Source organism: Novosphingobium sp. 11B (assembly GCF_054589055.1).
The window spans coordinates 1-24,929 of the sequence record NZ_BAAILP010000027.1 but is presented as its reverse complement, the minus strand read 5'-3'; the positions used below and the strand labels follow the sequence as shown (position 1 = coordinate 24,929).

Below are 24,929 nucleotides of genomic sequence, written 5' to 3'. Positions count from 1 at the left end.
GGCGGACATCCCGCGAAGGCGAAACGCCGGCGGAACTGGAGAGGCCATGGATACCACGACGCGCGCGATGCCGGCGTTTCTTCCCGACGGCAGCGTCGAGGTGCCGGGCTTCACCCTGCCGGTCTCCGATCTCGTCAGCGCGCAGGCGGCGGCGATGCAGCGGCTGCGGGCCGAGATGCCTGCCTTCGACGCCGCCGGGGAGGATGGTGACATCGCGGCCCGGCGCGCGCAGATCAATGCCTATATGGCGCCGCAGATCGAACGACTTCGCGCTGCGTTCCCGGTCAGCATCGTACGTTCGGTGATAGGCGGCGTGGAAGTGCTCGACGTGACGCCCGCCGAGGTCGGGCACGACCCGCACCGCGTTCTCATCAACCTTCACGGCGGTGCCTTCTGCGTCGGCTGGGATGGCGTCGCGCTTGTCGAGGCCATCCCGATTGCCTCGCTCGGCCGCATCCGTGTCATCAGCGTCAATTACCGTATGGCGCCCGAACATCGCCATCCGGCGGGCGTCGAGGATGTCGCTGCGGTCTACCGGGCGCTGCTGGAGGACTATGCCCCGGGCCGCATCGGCATCTACGGCGGATCGGCAGGCGGAGCGCTCACCGCGCAGGCCGCTGCCTGGCTTGTCGCCCACGACCTGCCGCAGGTCGGCGCGATCGGGGTGTTCGGGGCAGGCGGGGTTCCCTTCGGCACCGGGGAATCGGCTTACGTCACCGGTTACACCGATGCCTCGTTTCCGCCGCCTCCGGCAGACGGAAGCGCGCCCGTGGACATCACATATGGTTACTTCGCGGGCTGCGATGCGCGTGATCCGAGCGCCTGGCCGGGCTGGCATCCCGATATCCTGGCGCACTTCCCGCCGGCACTGATCATCACCGGCACCCGGGCAATGGACCTCAGCCCCGCGATCTTCACGCATTCGCAGCTGCTCAAGGCCGGCGTGCGCTCCAGCCTGATCGTCGGCGAGGGCATGGGGCACTGCTACCACTACCAGCTCGATCTGCCCGAGGGGCGTGATGCGGTCGAGGCGATCGTGCGCTTCTTCCGGGAAAACCTGACGTGAGCGCGGACGCAGGCCCTTCCTGGCCCGGTCCGCTGGCGGGCGTGCGGGTGATCGACTTCACCCGTGTCCTGGCCGGTCCCGCGGCGAGCCTCGCGCTGGCCGACCTCGGCGCCGAAGTGTTCAAGATCGAGCCGCCCGGAACCGGCGACGAGACCCGCACCTTTCCGCCGATGCGCGAGGGCGAGAGCCATTATTACCTCGCGGTCAATCGCGGCAAGAAATCGATCGTGGTCGATCTCAAGACCGAGGAGGGCCTGGCCCTGGTCAAGGACCTCGCCATGCGCTGCGACGTGCTGGTGGAGAACTACCGGCCGGGCGTGATGGAGCGGCTGGGGCTCGGGTGGGAGGAACTGCATGCGATCAACCCGCGCCTGATCTACTGCTCGATCTCGGGCTATGGTCAAACCGGGCCGCTGCGGGACCGGCCCAGCTTCGATATCGTGCTTCAGGCGATGTCCGGCGCACTGTCGATGAATGGCGAGGCGGGTGGGCTGCCGACCAAGATGGGCATTCCGCTCGGCGATCTCGTTGGCGGGATCAACGGGCCGATCGGCGTACTGTCCGCGCTCTATGAGCGGGAACGCACTGGGCTGGGGCGTCATATCGACATCAGCCTGATGGATGGCCTGATGGGCATGCTCGGCTACATTGCGCAGCTCGCCTTCTTCACCGGGTCGAACCCGCAGCGGGTGGGCTCGCAGCATCCCAACCTCGTGCCGTACGGGATTTTCCCGGCGCGGGAGGGCTCTATCGTGATCGCCTGCCTGACCTCCGGCTTCTGGGCACGCATCTGCCGCGCGATCGGACGCGAGGAACTGGCCGAGGACCCGCGCTATGACACGCTGGAAAAGCGCCGCGACTCCCGCGAGGAGGTCAACGCGATCGTCGCGGATTTCACCTCGTGCCACTCCGTCGATGAACTGGGGGCGATCTTCACCGCGCACGAGGTGCCGCACGCCCCGATCCTGGGCGTGAGCGAGGCTCTGGCGCAGCCCCAGGCGCAGGCGCGCGGCATGGTCGTCGAGACCGAGCACGCCGTCCTGGGGGCCATTCCCATCGTCAATCGGTCCATCCGATTCACTGACGCCGAGCAGCCGGTGCCCGAGGCACCGCCGGTGCTGGGCCAGCATACCGATGCGATCCTGGCCGAAGTGCTCGATCTATCGCCCGAGCGGATCGCGATGCTGCGCGGTGCCGGAGTCGTTGCCTGACGGCAGCGCGCCGGTAAGCTTGGCGCAATTGAGGAGAGGACAGGCCATGGCCGAATTGCGTTTCGACGATCGCGTCGCAGTGATAACCGGAGGTGGCCGGGGTCTCGGCCGCGCTCATGCACTGCTGCTGGCGAGCCGGGGATGCAAGGTCGTCGTCAACGATCCGGGGGTCTCGATGGCAGGCGACGCCACCGGCGAAGGGCCTGCGGAGGCGCTCGTCGCGGAAATCCGCGCGGCTGGCGGAGAAGCCGTGGCCAGCCTCGACAGCGTCGCGACGCGTGAAGGGGGCAAGGCGATCATCGATACCGCGCTGGATGCCTTCGGGCGGATCGACATCCTGATCCACTCGGCGGGCAACGTGCGGCGCGGCTCGCTCTCGAGCCTCGCCTACGAGGATTTCAGCGCGGTGCTCGATGTGCACCTGAAGGGCGCCTATCACGTTGTGCGCGAGGCCTTCCCGCGCATGATGGCACAAGGCTATGGCCGGATCGTCCTCACCGGTTCGATCAACGGGCTCTATGGCAAGGCGGACAATGTCACCTACTCGCTGTGCAAGGCAGCGTTCATGGGCCTGTCGAATACAGCCGCGATCGAGGGGCAGCACTGCAATGTACGCTCGAACCTCATCGTCCCTGCCGCCGTCACGCGCATGTCGGAAGGGATTGATACCAGCAGGTTTCCGCCGATGGAGCCCGAAATGGTCGCGCCTATGGTCGCTTACCTGTGCCATGAGCAATGCGAGGCGAGCGGCGAGATGTACGTCGCCATGGGCGGCCGTCTGGCGCGTGCCCGGGTTGCCGAGAACGCCGGCGTCTATAGGCCGGAATGGAGCCTGGAGGACGTCGCGGGCCGGATCGGTGCGATCAGGGAAGGCGGCGCGGCACTGGCGTTCCCACCTGTTCCGGACGGCCAGCTCGATCATCTGCTCCATGGCTTCGCCATGATCCGGGCGGGAGAGGCCTGAACCGCGGGGCGGCAATGCAAGCGGCGGTGGAACGTAGGCGCGCGTGAGCGGCTGGGCTATCGCTGCGGCATTGTGGCCGGTTCGCGTGCTCGGTGCGATGGAGCCGGGAAATGAACCCGAGAGTGAATCTCAGGAACCTCACTGGTCTGCAGGGGTTCCAATTTGGAGAGGTTGCACATGCGACGCTGAACAACAGGTCTGCCATGATCAATACGTACAATACCTACATTGAAGTTCCGCCCTTCGATCTGAAGACGATACTCGCCTTCAATGCAGCGCTCTGGATGCTGGTGGGCATAGGCGCCGCGTTGATATTTTGATCCGTCGCTTTGCTATCCCTGTGTCGGTGCAAGGATAATTTTTACAGGCCCGTATAACCCCTGAACCAATCGACGAAACGCGGCACGCCGATCTCGATCCGGGTGCTCGGGATGTACCCTGTATCGTGCGTCAGCGCGGTGATGTCCGCGTAAGTGGCGGGCACATCACCCGGCTGCATCGGCAGGAGATTGCGCTGCGCCTTGCGGCCACAAGCGTCCTCAAGCACGTCGATTAGGCGCAGCAGGTGCTCAGACCTGTTGTTGCCGATGTTGTAGAGCGCGTGCGGCTTGACGCTGCCTCCCGCCTTTTCCGCGCCGTCGTCGATGGGCGGTCGATCGAGGCAGGCGAGAACGCCTCCAACGATGTCGTCGATATACGTGAAATCCCGGCTCATCTCGCCATGGTTGTATACATCGATCGGGCGCTCGGTGAGAATCCGCTCGGCAAATTTCCACATCGCCATGTCCGGACGGCCCCAAGGGCCATAGACGGTGAAGAACCTGAGGCCGGTAAGCGGCAGCCGGTAGAGATGGGCGTAAGTCTCGCTCATCAGCTCGTCGGCTTTCTTGGTGGCCGCGTAGAGCGAGACGGGATGATCGGCGCGATCGTCCACCGCGAAGGGCAGCTTCGTATTGCCGCCATAGACCGAACTCGAACTGGCGTAGACCATGTGGCCTACCTGCCGGGCGCGGCCGATTTCCAGCATGTTGACGTGGCCGGCCAGGTTGGACGCGACGTAGGCTTGCGGGTTCTCCAGCGAATAGCGCACGCCGGCCTGCGCGCCGAGGTGGACGATGGTGTCGAACGTGAACGGTGCCAGGGCCTCGGTGAGCGGGGCCATGTCGGCGAAATCGAGTTCGCGAAAATGGAACAGGTTGCCGTGGTTTGCGGCAAGCTTGTCCAGGCGTGCCCGTTTCAGCGAGACCGGGTAATAGTCGTTGAGGTTGTCGATGCCGATGACGGGTTGGCCCCGGCTCATCAGCGCCTCGGCAACGGCGGCGCCGATAAAGCCGGCCGCGCCGGTCACGAGCACGCTCGAGCCTGCCGACTTCGAAATTTGTCCTGTCATCATCTCGCGCGCTCTGCCGTCTGTCCGTTTCAATCCGATTGCAATGGCGGAGCTAGCGCAAAATAGTGGACTAGACGCTAATCTGCAGCCGGTTATTGCGCCTTCGAACGGATACTAGAATGAACGACGCAATGTCGCACCGGCTGAGGTCACATTCCCGGCCTTGACCCCGAAGCTGCGCGTGGCGAACAGATCGAGATAGAGGCCTTGCCCCAGCTTCATGTTGGTGGTTGCCCCAGCTTCGAACCAGCTGTCGGCGTAGTGCTTGCTGTCGAGGTGAAACGGCAGTTGCGCGTCGGGATCGGGATTTGGACGAACCCGCAGTGCCGAGAGGCCATTGCTGGTCCAGTTCCTTGAAAACGACAGCCCGGCGTAATGTTCACGGGTGCTGCCGAATGCATAATCGACGCGCATCGCGGCATTGGCCGACCACGTCGGCTCGTCGGTTTCCTGGTCGCGCAGGCCCAGTCCATCGGGCGCGGGGCGCAGCAGCTTTCCATCGGCGAACGAGGCGGCGACAAGCGGTGTGAGGAAAAACCGCGCCCCCAGCGGCAGCACCTTGCCGAAATCGCCCCCGATCGCGTAATAGTCGCTGCCCTTGGCGCCGGTACTGGCGCGACTGCCGAGCGAGGTGCTGATCCTGCCGTAGTCCTGTCTGCCGTAGCTGACCCATCCGTCAACCACCCAGTTGTCGAAGTTGCCGCCGGCTCCCAGCGTTCCGACGTAATAATCCGAGGGTAACGCGGCGTCTGATTGTTGCAGGGTGCCGTGGTAGCGCATCGTGCTGGCGCGCACGTAGCCGCGGCCAACAATCCGCGTCAGGCTGAGCGATTGCCAGCTGCCGTCGGGCCCGTCGTCGCGCGCGCTGATGCCGCCGGATGCCGTCGCCGTCCATCGTACCGGAGCCACTTGCGTCGCGCTTGCGTCGGCGCCGTCGCTCGATTGTTCAACCGCAGGCGCATCGCTCACATCCTGCGCGGCGGCAGGCTGCAGGGGCAGCGAAAGGGCCAGCGTTGCCCCCAGGGCGAAACAATGCCTGCGCATGGTGGCGACGCTCCGCTCAGGCGGCTTTGCGCAGGGTCGAAACAAACGCGGCGGGTACGCTCACGCGGGCTACGAAGCCATCCTGCCCATGCGCGAAGGACACATCCCCGCCGTGCGCCCGTGCGATCGAGCGGCAGACCGCAAGGCCGAGGCCGCTGCCGTTCCGGCCCGACTTGCGCGCCGCATCGCTGCGGTAGAACGGCTCGAAGGCCCGGTCGAACTCATCCTCGGGAATGCCCGGTCCGGCATCGACGATCTCGGCGACAGCCTCGTTGCCGCTCAGCGAGACGCGCACGCGGGCGCTGTCGCCGTACTTGACCGCGTTCTCCAGCAGATTGCCGAGCAGGCGGCGGATGCCGACCGGATCGACCTCGACCGGGATGTGCGCGTTGCGCTCGATCTCTACCTTGGCGCCGACGAGCTGCCAGTCGGCGACGCTGCCCGCGATCAGTTCGGCGAAGTCGAGCCGCTGGCGCGGGCCGGGCGTTGAGGCGTCACGAATGAAGGCAATGACCTGGCTGATCATCGCTTCCATTTCAGTCACTTCCTTCAGAAGGCCCTCGCGCTGTTCGTCGGGCACGTCCTCGATGCGGAAGCGCAGCCGGGTGAGCGGGGTGCGCAAGTCGTGGCTGATGGCGCCGACCATTGCGGTGCGATCGTCCACGAAGGCGCGCAGACGGTGGCGCATCTGGTTGAAGGCGTTGGCGGCACGGCCGATCTCCGCCGGACCGGATAGCGGCAGGATCGTCGCCGAAGGATCGCGGCCGAGCTGCTCGGCGGCCTTCGCGAAATCGCGCAGCGGAACGACGATGCGCCGTACGAACAGCCAGGCGAGCGGGCTGACGATCGCAAGCGAGAGCGCGAACCACAGCATCACCCGGGTTTGCCAGGCATTGGGGAACGGCTCTGCGCGCGGTGCCACCGCCAGCCAGGTGCCGTCAGATTGGCGGGATGCCGCGACGAAGTCGCCCTCGATGAACGGCGGCGAGGCGAGGTCGAACAACGAACTCGTCACGCGGCGGAAGGGGATGGGCTGCAGGGCCGGAACCGCCTGTGCGCTGCGCGGGGTGTCAGGCATGGTAGCCACAGCGGGACGGGCAGCAGGCTGCGGGTGATCGGCCTGCGCGGCAGTCGATGTGATGGCGGCGGGGCTGACAGCTGGCCGGGCGGCAAGGCGCATCGACAGGGGCTGGGTCTCCTCGACCGGCTCGGTGACCGGGCTCGGCTGGGCGACGGGCGGGGCGATGGCGATGATGGGGCTGGGCGGAGCCGAGCCGATGCCCGGCGTCAGCCCGGGCTGGGCGAGGGGGCCTGGTCCGCGTATCGCGCCGGGGTTGCCGACGGGCCGGCCGCCGTCTCCGGCACCGTTTCCTGGACCACCGCCTCCGCCTGCACCCGGCCGTGTGGCGCCGCTGCCGCCAGTTCCTCCGCCGATAGAGCCTCCGGGCAGGCCCGGGCGCGGCATTCCCGAGCCGGGCTGCGAGGGAACGCGCGGACCCGCGCCGCCGGGAAACCCGCCACCAGGGAAGTTGCCGCCGGGCATGCGGCCACCGGGGAACCCGCCACCGGGCATACCGGAAGGGCCGGCGGCGCCTCCGGCGGGCGGTCCGCCGGGAATGGCCTGCGCCTGCGCCTGCTCGATGAGCAGCGAGGACAGGCCGCCGGAAGCGGACGATTTCACGGCAAGCGGCGAGCGGCCGTCACTGGGCACGGCGACGCCGCCGACCGGCAGCTGTGTGTAGAAGGCCAGCACGACATCGTTCGCGGGCCGGCCGATGCGTTGGGCAAGCGCGTCACGCGATGATTCGGAGACCAGCCAGCCCTGCCCGCTGACATCGGGCGGGCCGCTCATGGTCTTGCGTTCGAGGCGCTCGGGCGCAGGGCCGCCGCCCAGCGCGCCCGCGACTTCGTCCATATTCCAGCGCTCGGCCGGGCGCGGCGGCAGGATGACCGTGAGCGCCAGGGTCACCGCCTGCGCCGCGAGCAATGCGCATACCAGGATCGCGACCATCTGCATGGCCAGCGGCATGCCGAGTCGGCGGGGGATCTCGGGAAGGGTCATGGCTTTTGCTTTGCCATGCGCGGCGCGCGAATTCGAGATGAAGGATTGTCGCAGCAATAGAGTCGAGACACGATATGCGAAGCGGGGACAGGAGAGAGGGACACGTCCCTCCTGTCCCCGCTCCGCGTTCCCGCAGCCCACCAAAGCGGTCTGCGGGAACGGTCACCCCGGATCGGGCCGGACGTGCTCCGTGAAAAACGGAGGATCCGGCTGGAAACTTTTCGGCCGCTAGCACGTTTGGGGCGCTCGGCGACCTGACGATGCGGCAAGTACCACGCACTTGTGTCGTTTTGCGGACTCCGAATCAAGAAATTATCCGACGCGTGGAGAGCGTTTTGAGTAATTTCGTTTCGAATAGTTCCGGGGCCACCGGCGAACGGGACGGGTGCGACTACAGAACCCGCTCGGTCGACGGCCCCGGCACCGCGGGACCCCTTGGCGGTGGGATCCCGGACGGTGGCCTCGAACGCAGCGGAGCCGCATGTCGCGGGAAAGGGCGCGGGGGGCGCACTAAGATCCGCGAACACGGCTGGCCGATACGTATCGCGGCAAGCTTGACTGTCCATGCCGCAGCTTGTCGGGGGCGGAAGTTGCGGGTGGATTTCATCGCTTTGCAGCCACATTTCAGGGCTGTCGCAACGTGTAACCTCGGCTGAAATCCGCCCGGAACACGCACTATTCATCAGCGCACAATGATCCTAGAACCGCATGCAATGGACCTGCACACCCGTATTCTCATCGTCGACGACGACGAGGGCATTCGCTCGCTGATCGGCGACTTCCTCGCGAAGCACGGCTACGACACGACGACGGCCGCCGATCCGCTGGAGATGCGCAAGCTGCTGGCGGCAGAGAGCTTCGACCTGATCGTGCTCGACGTCATGATGCCGCGCGAGGATGGGCTGACCGCCCTGCGCCAGATGGGGCCGGACGCGCCGCCCGTGATCATGTTGTCCGCGGTTGGCAGCGACGTCGACCGGATCGTCGGGCTGGAGATGGGCGCGGACGACTATCTCGCCAAGCCCTGCAACCCGCGCGAACTGTTGGCGCGCATCCGCACGGTGCTGCGCCGCCGGGCCGCAGCCGCGCCTTCCGCCGGTCCGGCGGAGGCGGCCCCGGCCCGCGCGGTCGAGGTCGATTCGGGCGATTGCCTGCATTTTTCGGGCTGGCGCATGGATCTTGGCCTGCGGCTGCTGTTCGATCCGACCAATGCCCTGATTTCACTGTCCGATGGCGAATTCCGGTTGCTGCGCGCCTTTGCCGAGCATCCGCGCCGGGTGCTTACCCGCGATCAGCTCCTGGACTGGTCGCGCGGCGAGGATTCGGATCATTACGACCGTGCCATCGATGTCCAGCTCTCGCGTCTTCGGCGCAAGCTCTCCGATGGCGAGGGCGGCAGCGACATCATCCGCACGGTTCGCAATGAAGGCTACCTGTTCGTTCCGGCGGTCATGGATGATCGTCCGGCCGCCTGACCGGCAGCCTCACGCCGACAACCTGATAACGGCAAACTGATCGCAATTCTCGTGCAATCCATCTGAAATCCCCGGGCAACGCCCGGCGCACAGTCCTCGCCTGTGAGGTTCGGCCATCATGCCGGGCGCGAAGGAGGACGGCGATGGGATTTCGGGAGCGGGGCGCTTCGCACGGGGAGCCGCACGGCCATGGCCTGGCCGAAGATCTTCAGGCGATAGGGCGCGAGATGTTCGCCCGGCGCCGTGCACTGGCCTTCATGGCAAGTGCGGGAACCGCAGCGGCGCTGAGCGCATGCGGCGGAGACGATTCCTCCGGCTCTTCGAATTCGGGATCGACGAGTTCCTCATCGACCTCGTCATCTTCCACCTCGAGTTCCACGACCTCGAGTACGTCCTCGTCGTCCACTTCGGGCGGGAGCTCGGATGCGAGCTGCATCGCGGATCCCACCGAGACCAACGGGCCTTACCCGGCCGATGGCACCAACACCGCCAGCGGATCGATCTCGAACGTGCTCACCCAAAGCGGTGTCGTGCGCTCGGACATCCGTTCCAGCTTCATCGGCTCGACCAATACGGCGGGCGGCGTGCAGCTCGAGATCGAGCTGCAACTCGTCGATGTCAGCAATGGCTGCGCGCCAATTGAGGGGGCTGCGATCTACGTGTGGCACTGCGACGCCTCCGGCCTCTACTCGCTCTATTCCAGCGGGGTCACCACCGAGAGCTATCTGCGCGGGGTGCAGGTGACGGACAGCGACGGCAAAGTCACCTTCACTACCATCTACCCCGCCTGCTATTCGGGGCGCTGGCCGCACATCCATTTCGAGGTGTTCACCGGCGGGCTGACTTCGGCCAGCACCGGACGCACGGCGGCGCTCATCTCGCAGCTGGCCATGCCGGCGGCCAACAACACCGCCGTGTTCACCGGCGACAGCCGCTACACGGCCAGCATCGCCAATTACAACGCGATCTCGCTCTCGTCGGACAATGTGTTCGGCGACAACACCTCGGCCCAGATCGCCCAGCAGACGCCGACCCTGAGCGGCAGCCTGACCGCCGGGTACACCGGCACGGCGGTCATCGGCATCGCTACCTGAGGCGCAACCGACCTCTCACCCAGATGACGCATATTCATCCTTTCAGGACACCTGACATGCATTCGCTCAAGAATACCGCCGGCCTCGGCGCGCTGGCGCTCGCTCTCGCCGCCACCCCGTCGCTGGCCGACACCTCGATCACCAAGGACACCACGAGCGCGCTTTCGACCTCGAGCGCGGGCAATGTCACGGTGGGTGAGAATGGCACGATCACGCTGGCCAGCGGCAGCGCCATCACGCTCGATAGCAATTCGACAGTGACCATGGGTGGCACTCTCGCGATGGGTGGCTCCAGCAATGCCTCGGGCATCACCATCAATGCCGGGACGAATTCGAGTCTCGATATCGGCGAGGACGGCACGATCACGGTGCTGGAGGACTTCGTCGTCGATGACACCGATTCGGACGGCATCGTCACCGACAACATCGCCTCGGCCGGCAACCGCTACGGCGTTCACGTGACCGGCGATGCGGCGGGTACGATCCTCAATGAGGGCGCGATCACTGTCGAGGGCCAGAACTCCGGCGGGATCGTCCTTGACGGCGACTGGACCGGCTCGATCACCAACACCGGCACGATCAAGGTGATCGGCGACAACGCGGTTGGCATCTCCACCCAGGGCATCGACGGCGACCTGACTGTCGAGGGTTCGGTCTCGGTCGTTGGTTCGGGATCGAGCGCACTCAATGTGGCGGGCGACGTCAGCGGCACGGTCACGATCCAGGGCGCGGTGACCAAGGGCTATTCCTATACCGACGACAATGGAACCACCGAGGTGCTCTCCCGCGCGGCGCTGCGGACCGGCACGGCGGCCGTCTCGATTACCGGGAATGTCGATGGCGGCGTCTACATCGCTGCCCCTCCCGTCGACCGCGACGATGACAACGACGACGAGGACGGCGACGGTGTCGATGACAGCGAAGAGGGCACCGGCGTCATCACCACTTACGGCAATGGTCCGGCGCTGCAGGTGGGTGGCAGCAGCGACATCACCGTCGGGGCGGTCGCCGGGAACATGGGCACGTACTCGATCGTCATCGACGGCTCGGTGACCGCCAATTCCTACTACAGCAACACCGATGCCTATGGCCTGGTGATCGGCGGGCAGGGCGGCAACGTGACCCTGACCGACGGCATCGGCGTGTCGGGTACGCTCAATGCGACGACCTACGATCAGTCGGCGACAGCGCTGCTGATCAACGAGGGCAGCACCGTGACCAAGCTCTACAACAGCGGCACGATCTCGGCCTCGCTGACCTCCAGCGGCGAGGGATCGACGACCGCGATCCGGGACCTGTCCGGCACGCTGACGTCGATCGAGAACACCGGCTTCATCACGGCGGGCGGTTCGAGCACCGACACCCGCACCGCGCTTGATCTTTCCGCCAATACCACCGGCGTCACCATCATTCAGTACCTCAATGATGACGACGCCGAGACGAGCGCCGAATATGTCGAGGACAACGACGAGGAAGATCCCACGGTCTACGCCGGGATCAGCGGCAACATCCTGCTGGGATCGGGCAACGACAGCCTTTCGGCCTCGACCGGCCAGATCGTGGGTGACACGTACTTCGGTGCGGGCGACGATACTCTGAGCCTGTCAGGCAAAGCGGTCTACGAGGGCGACGTTTACTTCGGCAGCGGGCTGGCGACGGCGACGCTGTCAGGCCAATCGAGCTACACGGGCACGATGGACTTCGCGGGCGAGACCGGCACGGTCACCATCAACGACACCGCCACCTACTCGGGCCAGTTCGCCAACGCCGACAATGTCGCGGTCACCGTCAACGGCGGCACCCTGATCCCCGACAAGGCCACCACGGTCAACTTCGGCACTCTCACGGTCGGTTCGGGCGGCACGATCGGTGTCTATGTCGATGGGGACGAGAGTTCCACGATCGAGGTCGACAGCGCCACGCTGGCGGACGGCGCCAGTGTTTCGGCCACGGTGAACAGCCTGGCGACCGCTGAGGGCACTTATACCGTACTCACCTCGGACAATCTGACGATCGAGGGCGCCCTCAACTCGTCGGTCGATACGCCCTTCATCTACAATGGCGCGGTTACCAGCGATGAGGACAACGTCTACCTGACCCTTTCGCGCAAGACCACGAAGGAACTGGGCCTCACGAAGTCGCAAGGTTCGGCCTGGGATGCGGTCTACGCGACCGCGCAGAACGACGACGACATGACCGACAGCCTGCTCCAGGTCGAGGATTCGGCGAGCTTGCGCGATCAGATCGGCGGCCTGCTGCCCGACCACGCCGGCGGCGTTTTCAAGGCGGTGACCACTGCTGACCGCCTCGCCGCGCGCCATATCAGTGACGACACCTCCTTGTTCGACATTTCCGACATCGGCGGCTGGTTCGAGCCGATCTACTGGCGCGCCAGCAAGGATGCGACCGGCACCGCCGGATACAAGGCCAATGGCTGGGGCCTGTCGGGCGGCGTCGAACGCCATACCGATCTCGGCAATTTCGGCGTCTCCTATGCCTGGATGCAGGGCACGGTGAAGAACAACGGAGGGACCGGAAAGCTCGACGTCGGCCAGCATGACCTTGGCCTATTCTGGCGGACCCAGAACGGCCCGCTGCTTGCCTGGGCGCGCGTCGGCGCCTCGCGCATCTCGATCGATTCGACCCGCACTTATACCGGCACGATCGATGATACCGACTTCTCGTATTCGGCCGACGGCAGCTGGAAGGGCTGGCTGTTCTCGGGCCTGGCCGGTGCCTCGTACCGCTTCGACATGTCACGCCGCTTCAGCCTCAAGCCCAAGCTCGAGCTGGAGCAGATGTGGCTCAAGGAAGACGGCTATGCCGAAACCGCCGACAGCGACGCAATGGCGCTCACCGTCGCGAGCCGCACCAGCAAGATGCTGACCGCCACTCCGACGGTCACGGCCTCCTACTCGCTGGGCACGATCTCGCCCGACTGGCGTCCGCTGACCTTCCAACTCGAAGCCGGGCGGCGCGAGGTCCTGGCCGGAAAGCTCGGCAGCACGACGGCCTACTTCAACGGCGGTGACAGCTACGATGCGGGCGATGCCTTCACGATCGCCGGCGACAGCCTTAAAGGCGCATGGATCGGCGAAGTGAGCATGCTGGCAGGCGGCTATGACTTCACCTGGAAAATCTCGGCACGAAGCGAGCAGACCAGCTCCGGCACGGACTTTTCGGCGCGCGCGGGGCTGAGCGTGGCGTTCTGAAATCTGCCGCCGCATGATGACCGCTCCCGACATGCACGCTTGGCGCGGGGACACTCCACGCGCCAAGCGTTGCCGCCTGGCCACGCGGGCGGACAGCCTTTTGATCCGGACTGGATCTATTTTCATGCGACAGCAATCGTAGCGCCAGTTACATCGCTGCGATGTCCCTCCTACTGGCGATCGCCGCAGCGTCTGCCTCCGCTTCCGGCATTTGCGTCTCGTCGATCCATGATGGCGATACCATCCGTCTCTGCAGCGGGGAGCGGGTGCGGCTGGCGGGAATCGATGCCCCAGAACTTGATGGCTCTGCACGCTGCGAGAAGGCGCAGCGCAAGCAGCTGGCGGCTTCCAAAAACCCGCCATGGTGCGACTTCCAGCTTGGGAACGAGAGCCGCGATGCCCTGAAGAACCTGATCGGTCAGGGGCATGTGACCATCGAACGCCTCGGCAAGGATGCCTATGGCCGCACGCTCGCCCACATCTATGTCAATGAGCGTGATGCGGGAAAATATCTGATCACATGGGGGCTTGCCCGGCAGTGGGTCAAGTAGCCGGGACCATCCCGTGGGTCGGCCGGCTGAAGGTTTGACCTTCACCGGCTACACCGCGCCAGCAAGATGGCGGCCTGCTGGCAGTTCACCGATCGATCGTGAGAGGGCCCGAACACGGGGCGCTAGCGCCGCTGGCGGGCTTCTCGGGTTGGGGCATGATGAATGCGGCCCAGGCTTCCATCAGTGTTCGCCGCATGGCGGTGAGGTCGCTTCGCAGATAAGCTCTCTCGGTTTGCGAAAGCACGCTGTGCGAGAGTATCAATTCGGCGACCATTGCGGGTATGGCAGGCATCTCTTCTGCGGCCCAATCCCGAAAACTTGAACGAAGTCCGTGGACCGTCGCATGGCCCCATCCTTGTGCGAGCATTGAGTTGCGAAGGGCTCCGTTATTGAGCAAAGCACCGCTGCGCCCTGGGAATACCACGTGCGATTTGCCTCTCAGCACTGCGGCCCGGCGCAAGATGACGAGCGCGGCTTCACTTAGCGGTACGCTGCTTGCTCGACGCGATTTCATGATGTGCGCAGGCTTAGACCAAATTTTAGTGTCGAGGTCGATCTGGTCCCAGGTTGCCTGACGCACTTCCCCGCTGCGTGAAGCGGTCAGCGCTGCAAAGGCAAGTGCGAGCCGTCCGGAGCTTTCGGTTCCGCCAAGCAGGTCATGCATGAACAAGGGCACCTGTCGGAATGGGACAGCCGGATGGTGCTGACTTTGTGATTGGCGCGCGAGGCCCCGGCGAACGACCTGTTTTTGCGGGACGTCCTGCGTGCGCAAGCCGGTCGCATGGCAATAGGCCAGCACCTGATTGATGCGGGTGAACACCTTCTTTGCGGTAGACGGTTTGTCTGTCCATACCGGAGCCAGAGTGGCCCGGATCATGGCGTGGTCGATAATGTCGACGCTGTGGCTGCCAAGTGTGGGTATAGCATAGCTGAGCATGGTCGATTTGAAATCGGCCGCATGCTTGGCGGTCCACCCCCTCGAGAGCTCCGCGTGCGCCAGATCGACGGCTTGTGCGAAAGTGGGAATGCGCCGCACCTCGCGGTCGCGCTCGGCCACCGGATCGAGTCCAGCGAGCGTCAGCCGGCGCAGGATTGCGGCTTTGTCGCGAGCCTCGGCAAGGGTGAGCACTTTCCTGCGCAAGATTTCTACCGCATGGACCGGATCATCCTGGCGGCGGCGACCAAGATCGACTGACCCCAGGCCGATATCGCGCCGCCGTCCCTGATGCTGAATGCGCAGCACCCACGAGCGTGCGCGATTTCCATTGACCATAAGGTAGAGGCCGTCGCCATCGCAGTGACGCCCGTTCTTGGCTGCGCGGACGTGAAAAACGGTCAATTTTCCCATCTCGATGTTCCCTTCGTTGCTCCCTCACAAAGCAGCCCTTGCTGAGAACTGCGGGCTGCAGCCGGAAAAGTCGCCGCCGCGAGGGCCTCGGACACTGCACTTCGCCTGGTTATGGACAGTGCAAGCAGCCGCTTGCCGGAGCGGAATGGTGCAAATCCCTGCGAACTCGCCGCCCCATCACGGTTCTCCCAGTAGAAGCCGGGGTATTGTCGCGCAGTGCGCAGAATTCAGCGAGATCCTGTTTGGTGACAGGAGGGGCCATCCCTCACGCGTTCCTGCGACAGGCAAGCGGCCGGCCATAGTAGCGGTTCCGTAAATCAGGCGTGGCGGCACCGCAAATGGAAGCACAATGGCTTTCGCAATTGTAACTTCAGATAGATATGCATTCGCCCCTACGCTGAAGGGCGATGATATCCGGAGGCGGTTTGCAAATGGACAATGACAGCGATTGCGTGGGAATCGCGCAGGTCAATCGTGCGCTAGACAATGCATTCTTCAGCGGCTGGCCGCAGGATGAATTCGAGCTGCTGGAGTTCTTCGTCCAGCTTAGAAAATTGATTATGGCAGACGCTTTGGCGCAGGAGCCGATCGAACTCCCGTTGACCCGGCAGTAAGTCCCGTCCGTGTGAGCCCGCCTGCTTCGGGGCAGACACTACACCGCGTCATCAGGCAAGAATGCCGATGCAGGTGCTTTCCTTCTCCCATCCGCAGCGCTGAAGCTTAGCAGGGGCGCCCCCGGCCCCAGGGCCGGGCCGGGCTCTGCTTTCGCTGACGCTCCAGTCGAGCCGCCTGGCGGCGTCTCGCCGGCAAGGCCGCAACGATCCCTGGCGCGAAAGTCTCGTCCCGCATCGCGGTTCGCTCGGGATGCCCTGGGCATCCCGCATGCGGGCGCCGCGCGGGCGCGCGGCGGCGCTGGGCCTTGTCGGCTCCAAAGTGGCGGGGGGCGTCGCTGCCCTGTAGCCCCGCCTCGCCGGGCCGCAACCCGTCCGCTTCGCGCCCGGCTCCTCCATTTCATTTCGGCCTTTGCAGGTGCGCCCCGCCTTAGGCCGGCGGGGCTGTCGAGCATGCTCCTGCCGCCCCCCGCCACCCTGGCGCCGGTCAATGGCGGTTGAGAAAGGAGCAGAGAAGATGAGCCATCACAGCCTCTATGGTGAGGTCACCGCGCGGATCATCGCCGAGCTGGAAGACGGGCGCCTGCCTTGGGTGAAGCCGTGGGATCCTTCGCGTTGTCCCTGCATGATGCCGAGAAATGCGGCGTCGGGCCGCTACTATTCCGGGATAAATGTGCTCATTTTATGGGCAGCGGGAGCGGGTAACGGGTTCTCCTCGCAGCGCTGGCTTACATACCGGCAGGCCGAGGCGGCTGGTGGCAACGTCCGGCGCGGCGAGAAGGGCACCACTGTGTGCTACGCTGACAGGTTCGTCCCCAGGGATGAGGCAGCACGGGCCCAGAGCGAGGGCGCACAGGCGAAAACGATTGCGTTTCTGAAAAGGTTTGTGGTTTTCAATCTGGACCAGTGCGAAGGTCTTTGCGATGATCTGACGGCGCCGGTTGAACTGCCCGATCCGGTTCTGGCGATCGGGCAGGCGGACCGGCTCATTGCCGACACGGGCGCGGATTTCCGGGTGGGCGGCGTAGACGCTTTCTATGCGCCGGGCTTCGATTATGTGCAGGTGCCTCCTCAGGCAGCCTTTCCCGAGCCCGCCGACTGGTACCGGACGGCACTGCATGAACTGGGCCACTGGGTCGGCGGCAAGGGACGCCTGGAGCGCGATCAGACTGGTCACTTCGGATCTGAGGCTTACGCCCGGGAGGAATTAACGGCCGAACTCACATCAGCGTTCACTTGCGCAGCGCTGGGTATCGAGCCCAGCGTCCGGCATTCCGATTACATTGCGACGTGGCTTCACCTGATTCGCGCTGACGAAAAGGCGATTTTTCGCGCCGCGAGCGCAGCAAGCAAGGCTGCGGACTGGCTGCTTTCATGCGGGCAGCGGCAGGACTAACTTTCCTGCCCATTTCTCGCAAAGCCGGTCCCGCTGTGCCGCATGCGGCGGGACCGGCCGCGGATTGCGGACGTCTGCCGGCGCTCCCCATTGCGTCATCGAACGCCCCGCGATGGGTGTGCAGCAGGTCTCGCCATGCCCTTATCCAGGGCGTGGCAATGTCCGACGCTGGCATGGCGATCAGCGTCTTTGTTGTGGGCAGGACACGGTGACAATGAGCATGACGATGACGAAGAAGGCCAGGCGGACAGGCAGTGAAGTGATTCACGACATGCTCGAAGAGGACGGCTGTTCAGCGCGCTCCCATGAGGTGCGCCTGCAGTTTCCAGGGAACATCAGGACGCTTGCCACCGGCCCTCGCCGTGCCACGTCATCAAGGGCCTTTGACGCGGCGAATTGCCGACTTTTCGCTGCATCGAGGAACTCGGCGCGGTGCTGAAAGCGCCAGTGCAGCGACTTTGCACCGACCTGACCCGGCGCCAGAAGAAGCGAAGCCAGGCCTTCCGGCCGGCTCGCCTCGGCAGCGGATCGAACGCTGCGGATTTCGGCCGAAATGGCAAAGTTCCCTGCCAGGAATTACGCGAATTTGGGAGGGTGACTTAATCAATGGCGCGTACCAAATCGATGTTCCCGAGCGGGCCTGCAAGCCCGCTGACCGGGCGCCGAGATGCGCGCGATGATGCCGGACACTGTGCCAGCCCGAGAGACAGCAGCGCGCCTTCGCGGTTACCTGATATGCCGGCTTTTGGGGGCCGATGATGCCAGCGACCGGATAGCACTCTTGGCATTGCCGCGGCAGATCGGCCAAGCGGGGCGGGAGGAGCAGATCGAGGCGATTAACAAGATAGAAGCTGTGTCTCCAAACGACATGCAACCCCTTATCCTGAAATGCTTATTGCACGAGATACGCGAAACAGGCGGGGGGCAGCCGCGAGACGCCCGGAACGGGCGGGCAATGCAATGAGCGATGACGAATTCGAGCCGCGCCTCGGGCGGCAGGGCAATACCGGCAAAGCGACGCGCGAGTACGCAGCACGAGTGGACGCCGGCGCCCGGGTTCACGGCGTCAGGGCGAAGCGCTCGGGCACGCGCTTCGATGGCAGTCGGATCGGTCGCGCCGCCGCGATTGGAAGACTGCTTTCTACGCGAAATTCGCAAGGCCTTTCGAGGTCGCGCCGCGCCGTCGTCAAGACGAGCCTTGTGCACCTCACCCTCACACCCACGTCGTGGTGCGCGGGGTGGATGACAAGGGCAGGGATCTGGTGATCGCCCGCGACTACCTCGCGCACGGCCTGCGCGAGCGCGCTGCGGAACTGGCGACTCGTGAGCTTGGCCTGGCGTCCGATCAGGACATCGAGGCCCGCCTCAGCCGGGATGCGGACCAGGAGCGCCTGACCGCAATCGATCGGCGGCTTCTCGCGCGTCTGGACAGCGAGCGCTGCGTCATGCCTGAAGCGGCGGATCCGATCTGGCGCGCTTACGAGATCAGGCGACTGCACCGGCTTGGAAGCCATGGAGCTTGCCCGCAGCGCAGGCCCGCAGCGCTGGCGCCTCGACGTCGCTATCGAAAGCACTCTAACGCAAATGGGTGAGCGCGCCGATGTCATCCGCGTGATGCAGCGCGAATTGACCCGTTCGGGGTTGGAGCGCGAGATTCGCGTCCACACGCCTGCCGCCGGCCCGCTCATTGGCAAAGTGCAGATGTACGGCGTTCGTGACCAGCACCGCCAGCGTCAATTCCTGCTCGTGGACGCTGTCGATGGCCACATGCACTATCTTGATCTTGGAGTGATGGGATCCGGCAGCGAGATTGCAGAGCAGGCTGTTATCCGCGCGGTGCCGGCACAGGAAAGCGGGACCATCAGCATTGATCACACGATCGGGACGGTTGCAGCGGCCAATTCGGGGAGTATTCCCAGCGCCTCCATCTTCGTCACGATCCGCACGCGAGCACGGCGCAGACCCTGATTTACGAACAGCGTTTGGAGGTCTTCCGCCGAGCAGGTTTGATCACGCAAGGAGATGCGGCGGGCACGTGGACGATTCCGGGAGATTTTCTGGAGCGGGTCGGCGCGCTCGAGGAACGACGATTGCGTGACTACCCGGTGGAGATTGAGGTCCTGGCGAAGCGACCGCTGGCGCAGCTGGCGACCTTGGACGGCGTGACATGGCTCGATCACGAGATTTCCGATCCCCATGTATCCGGCGCGCGTGACCAGGGTTTCGGACGCGAGCTGCGCGGTGCTCTTGCCGTCCGGCGGCAATGGCTGGTGGAGCAGGATCTCGCGCACGAAGATGCGCACGGATTCAGGCTGCGCCGCAGTGCGCTCGAACAACTGCAGCGCCGAGAGCTGTTGCGTCTGGCTGAGGAAGTATCCCGCGACCTTGGCAAGACTTATGTTGAGGCCGCATCCGAGGTGCGCATAGATGGGCGCATCGCGCGCAGGATCGAAGCGGAGGCGGGCAGTTATTCGGTGATCGAGTACGCGCGTGACTTTACGCTCGTCCCCTGGAGCCGTGATTTCGCGAGGCAGGTCGGCAAAGAGGGCGCGGGGATTGTTCGAGATGACACCATGCCACACTGGACCCTGCAGCGGGGTCGGCAGGGGCCGGAAATCGGCTAGCGTCTTCGTACTCCCCGATGCCCAGGCTTATTGGCTTCGCCACGAGGCAGCAGGCACTGCTGCAAAAACCGTGAACCCGCACGGCTCATCAGCTGCGTGGTTGCACCGCACCATAGGGTCATCGTACATGGGTCCATCGCACCCGTGACAACCTCTCTTTCTTGCTCATTAGGTTGTGGTGGAAAGTCATTGCAACCTTACATGTATACAATATGCCGAGTGGGCATGTCTGCTATCTGCCGACAACCGTGATGCGGTACAGGCAACTCTGAAGGGAGATCCGTGTGGATGGAGTGGACATCGCCAGGCCTGTCGCGCGCTCATCCGCGATCTGTTCAATTCGATAGAAGTTCGTAACAGGATCGAGACATTTCGCATCTAGTGCGTTAGCTCTGGGTCTTCCGCCACACTCTCAACGACCCCGCTTTATCAAGGACATTCATGACCACCAAGCATCCCGTCCTCGTTACCGGCGGCGCCGGTTATATCGGCAGCCATGCAGTGCTGGCGTTAAAGGACGCAGGATGGTCCGTGACGGTGATCGACAATCTGGTCACCGGTTTCCGCTTCGCCATTCCCGAAGGCGTCGCCTTCTATGAAGGCGATATCGAAGACGCAGACCTGCTCGCCCGCATCTTTGCTGACCAGGGCATGGGTGACGGCAAAGGTGCGATCATGCACTTCGCCGGTTCGGTGGTGGTGCCGGAATCGGTCGAGAATCCCCTCAAGTACTATCACAACAACACAGCCAAGAGCCGTGCCCTGATCGAAGCGGCAATAACGACGGGCGTACCGCACTTCATCTTCAGCTCGACAGCGGCGACTTATGGTATCCCCAAAGTGTCGCCCGTGACCGAGGATGCGCCGAAGGAGCCGATCAACCCCTACGGCATGTCCAAGTTGATGACCGAAGCGATGCTGGGTGACGTCAGCCGCGCTCACCCGTTCAATTATTGCGTGCTACGCTATTTCAATGTGGCCGGAGCCGACCCGCAGGGCCGCACCGGTCAGTCGACCGCAGGTGCCACGCATTTGATCAAGGTGGCGGTGGAAGCGGCGCTGGGCAAACGCAGTCATGTCGGCGTATTCGGCACCGATTTCGATACACCCGATGGCACCGGTGTACGCGACTACATCCACGTCTCGGATCTTGCCAGTGCGCACGTTCTGGCGCTGGAGGCGATCATCGCCCAGCCGTTGCAATCGCTGACCATGAACTGCGGTTATGGTCGCGGCTTCTCGGTGCTTGAAGTGCTGGATGCAGTAGACCGCGTCACCAACCTCACCATCGACCGCCGCTTCGAGGGGCGCCGCGCAGGCGATCCCGATGCGCTGATCTCCAACAACGAGCGCATCAAGTCGACGCTTCCGTGGACGCCTCAGTACGACGATCTAGGCTTGATCGTGGAACATGCGTTGGCGTGGGAACGCAAACTGAGCGAAATCCGCCCGGTGTAAGGGGGAGATGCGCTGCTTTCCCATCTGCCTACTTCTCGGGTATCTCACACCCTTTTCGTTGCCTGTGCCTTCATAGAGACGACAGAGACGGCGGCTGCGAGATGGGACGTGCCCGCGCTATGTCATGCCAGTTCCTGTTTAATCTGAAACCCGAAAGTTTTCGGGATTGCTTCTTGCGTGATCCACCCATCGTAAACGTTTTTGAGTTTGCGATGGTAGCACCGATCAGACTTCGAGATTCGGCTCGAAGATATCGGGCGATCTTGGCAAGGCTCACGTCGACACCCCATCGTAGGTGTTCGGGGACGTGGGTATCGCGCGAAGGATCGAAGCGGAGGGGGCAGTTATGCCCTGATCGAGAAATTCCGTGCCTTCATGCACGTCCTCTGGCGCTCAGACTTTGCGAGCCAGATCGGCACCGAGAGAGGGGCGGGGATCGTCTGTGGCGGCGCCGGACATGGAAACCTTCGGCGGGGGAGGCGGGGCCGGAGATCAGCTAGCGTGCGTGGTGCCTAAACGCCGCAAGTCATAGGCTTTGTCATGCCCCTCGCAGAGCGGCGATTGAACGCACTTGCAGCATTGTGTTAAATTCCTCCCGTATTTTATGGAGAGGATTGGCTGTGATCCGCCAATGGTTGACGCGACTGCAGTTCGTTCTGAAGACACCGTGGTTCTGTAACTCCAGAACTGAGGGGGGCACCTTCAAAAAGCGGTGCTCTAACTGCCAGATCGAACATGGGCTGGTGACAAATTAGCCTAGGCGAATCGGCCGCGGGCGTAAGAGGCGTTGCGTTCAAAATGTTGGGACGTGGGCTTTGCGCGGACCAGTATTGTGACGGAAACGTCACAGCGTCGCGATAATCGCGACCTTCGTGGTGGCGGCACCCGCGGGCGCATTCGTCTCTCCCTCCTCAATGCACCTCACCAAGCGGACGGATAGTGCGGGTATTGCGTGGTTTCACGTAGCGAAAGTCGTCCCTGCAGAGAACGGCCGCTGCTCGGGCGGCAGACCGGCGCGCTTGACGTGCATGCCGAAGCGTTGGAATGCACAATGGAACCATCTCGGATCAAATACTTTCAGCGGTCTGGGGGCTGAGATGGTAAGCGCCCCCCAGATGGCTACGATGAAGGAGGTCACATGAAGCTGAAGCAGACCATGCTCGCACTCGGCGCCGCCGCAGTGCTGGCTGCCCCGGTCGCGGCTCAGGCCGGTACCACGGCTGCAGCCTCGGTTGGCAAGATCAGCAGCCTGAGCGGTGTTGGCGAGCGTCGCTCGGCCGCCGTGAAGGCGAAGAACAAGGCTGACGGCGGCGTCGTCGTCCTTGGCCTGCTCGCAGCCGGCGCCGCCGGTTTCGGCGTGTACAAGGCGGTTGACGACAACAAGTCGAACGGATCCTGATCCGCTCGCTTGCGCAACAGCGAATGACGACGGCCGCGGCAGGGACCTCCTGCTGCGGCCGTCTGATCTTTTGGCCCAGCATTTCAACGCGCCGGTATCGGCAATGCATTGACTATCCCCCCCAGGATCAATCTCGTGTTTCAATTTCTCAAGTGCCTGATGAACCGTCATGTCCCTGCCAAAGGGAAGGATCGATGGAATGGCAGCATGTATGTGCGCCTCTGCCGGGGCTGCGACGGCCCGATCGTGCGCAAGGGGCATTCCAACCGATGGATACGCAAAGGATGATCGCGCGGGTCTGAGCATGCGCGGCGATTTCGACGAGCGGTCGCAACATCGGTCGATAGCCCTGCCCGCTTATCGGTGAGGTGGAAGGGCCCCGCACAACTTGGTCCCGGCTATGAAAGGCGGCCAGCATCACACGATGCCCCGTTCGAGACAGTGCCTGTGTTTTGGGCCGGACCAATCCGGTCAGCCGGCAGTTGCTGGCTGGTCTGCCCTGTCGGGCAGGTTCGATTTGGCCAAGCGAAGGGTGCGCCACGTAGGCAAGGCCGCGAGGGTTAGCCATGCTATTCGCGCGTGATGTCTCGCTTCGCGAGCCGCGGTCGTTATCGCCGGGACTGACCATGTCGGCGATCATCGCGGCCGAATTGCCGCCAATGTGATCGCATCACGGCCGCAGAGCTTTTTCCTGTGCTCGGCTGCCGGCCGGTTTTCCTCCTTTGCGGCGCTGTAGTCTCGAAAGTCTCGCATCGCCCCGCCTTCGATCCGAGGCGGGTGCGGTTTGCCTGACGTTCCGCTCCCGTAAAACGGTCCCGGGCCCGGATGGCCCTGAAAGGTACCGCTGGGCACCGCACGGTCTCTGCCGCCAGGGCGCAATAAGAGGCAGGCTCCAGTCTGTTCGTTCAGCCCGGCTGAGCAGCGACTGGAGATCCTCGTGACCCCGACCAAGCTTCTTATTGGCCAATTGATTGTGGTGCTGGCCATAATCCTTGCGGGCATCTGGTCTGCGACGCAGTGGGCGGCCGCAGCGCTTTCCTATCAGCCCGAACTCGGGGCGCCTTGGGGCGATCTCGCCGGATGGCCCGTCTATGGTAAGCGCCGACGGAAGGCGGCGTTGCCGTAGGGTTATTTGGGTTTCCGCGGGCGCGGCGCCCATTTCTTGGCGAGTGCCGCGAAGCGAGCGTGGATCACCTCGATGTTGCCGATACGCTCGATTACGTCGGTGAACCAGGCTTCGGGCTCATACGAGGCTCGTTTGACTGCTCGATATCCACTCGCAAGGCCTCCATCTGCCCCGCGAAATTCACCCCACCCCAATCCGCACCAGGCCGGGTTCCGTCGGCGCTTACCGTCTATGCGCCGTGGTCCCTTTTCATCTGGTGGTTCCATTTCGATGGGCGTGGCGCCGGAGAGGCCGCGCCGATCAGCAACAGAGGGCTCTCGCCGGATGCGTACCCATCTACCGGCGGTTTCGGCGCTGGAGTGAGGCCGGGGTCTGGGAAGCCGTTTCGGTTACGCTGGCCGAGATCATGGCGGACAGCGGCATTACAGCATCGATAGCACCACGGTTCGCGCCCATGTCTCGGCAGTGGGCGGAAAGGGGGTAAGCGCGCATTTCGTAACAAGTTGCTTCCGGAGGCAGTGCGGCCATCACAGTTGACGCTGGACGAGACAGGCCACCGCGGCGACGTCGGCAGGTCAGGCGTGTTTTTCGAAGTTGAATGGCAGCAGGTCGTCGATATCGGCGTCGAGAGGTCGCTGGGGCAGTTCAGTGAGAACATGGCGTAGCCACGCGAGAGGCTCGACGCCGCAGGCGCGGCAAGTCAGCATCAGGCTATAGGTGACGGCGCTCGCCCGTGCGCCTTCCACGGTGTCGCAGAAGAGCCAGGATTTTCGTCCCGTTGCAAAAACCCTGATGTCGCGTTCGAGAAGATTGTTGTCGATCGGCATCCTGCCGTCTTCGACGTAGCGCGTCAGGTATTCCCACTGGTTGAGGGTGTAGGAGACCGCATCGCCAAGCT

General features: G+C 64.1%; 20 protein-coding genes and 1 pseudogene. 14 read left to right on the top strand and 7 right to left on the bottom strand.

Features of this window, described 5'->3' with window-relative positions; all coding sequences use genetic code 11:
• Positions 1-46: 46 nt before the first annotated feature.
• From ACYPYD_RS02230 to ACYPYD_RS02215, 4 genes are all read left to right on the top strand, one after another.
• Positions 47-1,066 (top strand): alpha/beta hydrolase, encoded by a 1,020-nt coding sequence (locus tag ACYPYD_RS02230; RefSeq protein WP_459661900.1) that lies wholly within the window; start codon positions 47-49, stop codon positions 1,064-1,066.
• Positions 1,063-2,277: a CaiB/BaiF CoA transferase family protein gene (locus ACYPYD_RS02225; protein WP_459661899.1), complete on the top strand. Its 1,215-nt coding sequence runs from the start codon at positions 1,063-1,065 to the stop codon at positions 2,275-2,277. The genes ACYPYD_RS02230 and ACYPYD_RS02225 overlap by 4 nt, the downstream gene beginning before the upstream one ends.
• Positions 2,278-2,323: 46 nt before the next feature.
• Positions 2,324-3,241 carry an SDR family NAD(P)-dependent oxidoreductase gene (locus tag ACYPYD_RS02220; RefSeq protein WP_459661898.1) on the top strand — a complete coding sequence of 306 codons (918 nt, stop codon included), beginning with the start codon at positions 2,324-2,326 and terminating at the stop codon, positions 3,239-3,241.
• Between the two features lie 110 nt (positions 3,242-3,351).
• Complete coding sequence (locus tag ACYPYD_RS02215) at positions 3,352-3,561, top strand: hypothetical protein (protein ID WP_459661897.1); 210 nt, start codon at positions 3,352-3,354, stop codon at positions 3,559-3,561.
• Positions 3,562-3,602: 41 nt separating this feature from the next.
• Here the strand turns inward: ACYPYD_RS02215 and ACYPYD_RS02210 are convergent, their stop codons facing one another.
• The 3 genes from ACYPYD_RS02210 to ACYPYD_RS02200 form a co-directional block, all read right to left on the bottom strand.
• A complete protein-coding gene (locus ACYPYD_RS02210; RefSeq protein WP_459661896.1) occupies positions 3,603-4,634 on the bottom strand; it encodes an NAD-dependent epimerase/dehydratase family protein in 1,032 nt (343 codons plus the stop codon).
• A gap of 111 nt (positions 4,635-4,745) precedes the next feature.
• Positions 4,746-5,675: an autotransporter outer membrane beta-barrel domain-containing protein gene (locus tag ACYPYD_RS02205; protein ID WP_459661895.1), complete on the bottom strand. Its 930-nt coding sequence runs from the start codon at positions 5,673-5,675 to the stop codon at positions 4,746-4,748.
• A 16-nt stretch (positions 5,676-5,691) separates the two neighbouring features.
• A complete protein-coding gene (locus tag ACYPYD_RS02200) occupies positions 5,692-7,737 on the bottom strand; it encodes an ATP-binding protein (RefSeq protein WP_459661894.1) in 2,046 nt (681 codons plus the stop codon).
• 713 nt (positions 7,738-8,450) lie between these two features.
• Here ACYPYD_RS02200 and ACYPYD_RS02195 point away from each other — a divergent pair.
• The gene (locus ACYPYD_RS02195; protein ID WP_008829581.1) at positions 8,451-9,212 is read left to right on the top strand and encodes a response regulator; all 762 of its coding nucleotides are present in this window, start codon (positions 8,451-8,453) and stop codon (positions 9,210-9,212) included.
• Positions 9,213-9,420: 208 nt separating this feature from the next.
• Here ACYPYD_RS02195 and ACYPYD_RS02190 read toward each other — a convergent pair whose 3' ends face one another.
• On the bottom strand, positions 9,421-9,648 hold the full coding sequence (locus ACYPYD_RS02190) for a hypothetical protein (protein WP_459661893.1): 228 nt from the start codon (positions 9,646-9,648) through the stop codon (positions 9,421-9,423).
• A gap of 73 nt (positions 9,649-9,721) precedes the next feature.
• Here ACYPYD_RS02190 and ACYPYD_RS02185 point away from each other — a divergent pair, with 73 nt between their 5' ends.
• From ACYPYD_RS02185 to ACYPYD_RS02175, 3 genes are all read left to right on the top strand, one after another.
• Positions 9,722-10,306: a dioxygenase family protein gene (locus ACYPYD_RS02185; RefSeq protein ID WP_327195129.1), complete on the top strand. Its 585-nt coding sequence runs from the start codon at positions 9,722-9,724 to the stop codon at positions 10,304-10,306.
• 56 nt (positions 10,307-10,362) lie between these two features.
• Positions 10,363-13,518, top strand: coding sequence for an autotransporter outer membrane beta-barrel domain-containing protein (locus ACYPYD_RS02180; protein ID WP_459661892.1), 3,156 nt, complete (start codon positions 10,363-10,365; stop codon positions 13,516-13,518).
• A gap of 266 nt (positions 13,519-13,784) precedes the next feature.
• Positions 13,785-14,069 (top strand): thermonuclease family protein, encoded by a 285-nt coding sequence (locus ACYPYD_RS02175; protein WP_459661891.1) that lies wholly within the window; start codon positions 13,785-13,787, stop codon positions 14,067-14,069.
• Between the two features lie 85 nt (positions 14,070-14,154).
• Here ACYPYD_RS02175 and ACYPYD_RS02170 read toward each other — a convergent pair whose 3' ends face one another.
• Positions 14,155-15,417 (bottom strand): tyrosine-type recombinase/integrase, encoded by a 1,263-nt coding sequence (locus ACYPYD_RS02170; RefSeq protein ID WP_008833430.1) that lies wholly within the window; start codon positions 15,415-15,417, stop codon positions 14,155-14,157.
• A 431-nt stretch (positions 15,418-15,848) separates the two neighbouring features.
• On the opposite strand from ACYPYD_RS02170, the gene ACYPYD_RS02165 reads away from it, so the two are divergent.
• Both ACYPYD_RS02165 and ACYPYD_RS02160 read left to right on the top strand, forming a co-directional pair.
• On the top strand, positions 15,849-16,031 hold the full coding sequence (locus ACYPYD_RS02165; RefSeq protein ID WP_459661890.1) for a hypothetical protein: 183 nt from the start codon (positions 15,849-15,851) through the stop codon (positions 16,029-16,031).
• Between the two features lie 514 nt (positions 16,032-16,545).
• On the top strand, positions 16,546-17,424 hold the full coding sequence (locus ACYPYD_RS02160) for an ArdC family protein (protein WP_211150579.1): 879 nt from the start codon (positions 16,546-16,548) through the stop codon (positions 17,422-17,424).
• A gap of 1,058 nt (positions 17,425-18,482) precedes the next feature.
• On the opposite strand, the gene ACYPYD_RS02155 is transcribed toward ACYPYD_RS02160, so the two are convergent.
• Positions 18,483-18,938, bottom strand: coding sequence for a hypothetical protein (locus ACYPYD_RS02155; protein WP_459661889.1), 456 nt, complete (start codon positions 18,936-18,938; stop codon positions 18,483-18,485).
• Between ACYPYD_RS02155 and ACYPYD_RS02150 the strand changes: the two are divergent.
• The 4 genes and pseudogenes from ACYPYD_RS02150 (at position 18,937) to ACYPYD_RS02135 (ending at position 24,031) form a co-directional block, all read left to right on the top strand.
• Positions 18,937-20,048 (top strand): annotated as a pseudogene (locus ACYPYD_RS02150) (DUF3363 domain-containing protein). The gene ACYPYD_RS02155 and the pseudogene ACYPYD_RS02150 sit on opposite strands and share 2 nt — an antisense overlap.
• 441 nt (positions 20,049-20,489) lie before the next feature.
• Positions 20,490-21,506, top strand: a complete 1,017-nt coding sequence (galE, locus tag ACYPYD_RS02145; RefSeq protein WP_459661888.1) for a UDP-glucose 4-epimerase GalE — start codon at positions 20,490-20,492, stop codon at positions 21,504-21,506.
• Between the two features lie 1,138 nt (positions 21,507-22,644).
• Positions 22,645-22,905, top strand: a complete 261-nt coding sequence (locus ACYPYD_RS02140) for a hypothetical protein (protein WP_008828257.1) — start codon at positions 22,645-22,647, stop codon at positions 22,903-22,905.
• Positions 22,906-23,842: 937 nt separating this feature from the next.
• Complete coding sequence (locus ACYPYD_RS02135) at positions 23,843-24,031, top strand: hypothetical protein (RefSeq protein ID WP_459661906.1); 189 nt, start codon at positions 23,843-23,845, stop codon at positions 24,029-24,031.
• A gap of 575 nt (positions 24,032-24,606) precedes the next feature.
• Here ACYPYD_RS02135 and ACYPYD_RS02130 read toward each other — a convergent pair.
• On the bottom strand, positions 24,607-24,929 hold a 323-nt coding region (locus tag ACYPYD_RS02130), incomplete at its 5' end, for an IS66 family transposase (RefSeq protein WP_459661887.1).

Excerpts from the sequence above, each read along its gene's own strand:
- ACYPYD_RS02230 (WP_459661900.1), top strand. The coding sequence starts at position 47 with ATGGATACCACGACGCGCGCGATGCCGGCGTTTCTTCCCGACGGCAGC.
- ACYPYD_RS02220 (WP_459661898.1), top strand. The coding sequence starts at position 2,324 with ATGGCCGAATTGCGTTTCGACGATCGCGTCGCAGTGATAACCGGAGGT.
- ACYPYD_RS02215 (WP_459661897.1), top strand. The coding sequence starts at position 3,352 with ATGAACCCGAGAGTGAATCTCAGGAACCTCACTGGTCTGCAGGGGTTC.
- ACYPYD_RS02210 (WP_459661896.1), bottom strand. The coding sequence starts at position 4,634 with ATGATGACAGGACAAATTTCGAAGTCGGCAGGCTCGAGCGTGCTCGTG.
- ACYPYD_RS02205 (WP_459661895.1), bottom strand. The coding sequence starts at position 5,675 with ATGCGCAGGCATTGTTTCGCCCTGGGGGCAACGCTGGCCCTTTCGCTG.
- ACYPYD_RS02200 (WP_459661894.1), bottom strand. The coding sequence starts at position 7,737 with ATGACCCTTCCCGAGATCCCCCGCCGACTCGGCATGCCGCTGGCCATG.
- ACYPYD_RS02195 (WP_008829581.1), top strand. The coding sequence starts at position 8,451 with ATGGACCTGCACACCCGTATTCTCATCGTCGACGACGACGAGGGCATT.
- ACYPYD_RS02190 (WP_459661893.1), bottom strand. The coding sequence starts at position 9,648 with ATGCAGCTCGCATCCGAGCTCCCGCCCGAAGTGGACGACGAGGACGTA.
- ACYPYD_RS02180 (WP_459661892.1), top strand. The coding sequence starts at position 10,363 with ATGCATTCGCTCAAGAATACCGCCGGCCTCGGCGCGCTGGCGCTCGCT.
- ACYPYD_RS02170 (WP_008833430.1), bottom strand. The coding sequence starts at position 15,417 with ATGGGAAAATTGACCGTTTTTCACGTCCGCGCAGCCAAGAACGGGCGT.
- ACYPYD_RS02165 (WP_459661890.1), top strand. The coding sequence starts at position 15,849 with ATGGACAATGACAGCGATTGCGTGGGAATCGCGCAGGTCAATCGTGCG.
- ACYPYD_RS02160 (WP_211150579.1), top strand. The coding sequence starts at position 16,546 with ATGAGCCATCACAGCCTCTATGGTGAGGTCACCGCGCGGATCATCGCC.
- ACYPYD_RS02155 (WP_459661889.1), bottom strand. The coding sequence starts at position 18,938 with ATGGCTTCCAAGCCGGTGCAGTCGCCTGATCTCGTAAGCGCGCCAGAT.
- galE (WP_459661888.1), top strand. The coding sequence starts at position 20,490 with ATGACCACCAAGCATCCCGTCCTCGTTACCGGCGGCGCCGGTTATATC.
- ACYPYD_RS02140 (WP_008828257.1), top strand. The coding sequence starts at position 22,645 with ATGAAGCTGAAGCAGACCATGCTCGCACTCGGCGCCGCCGCAGTGCTG.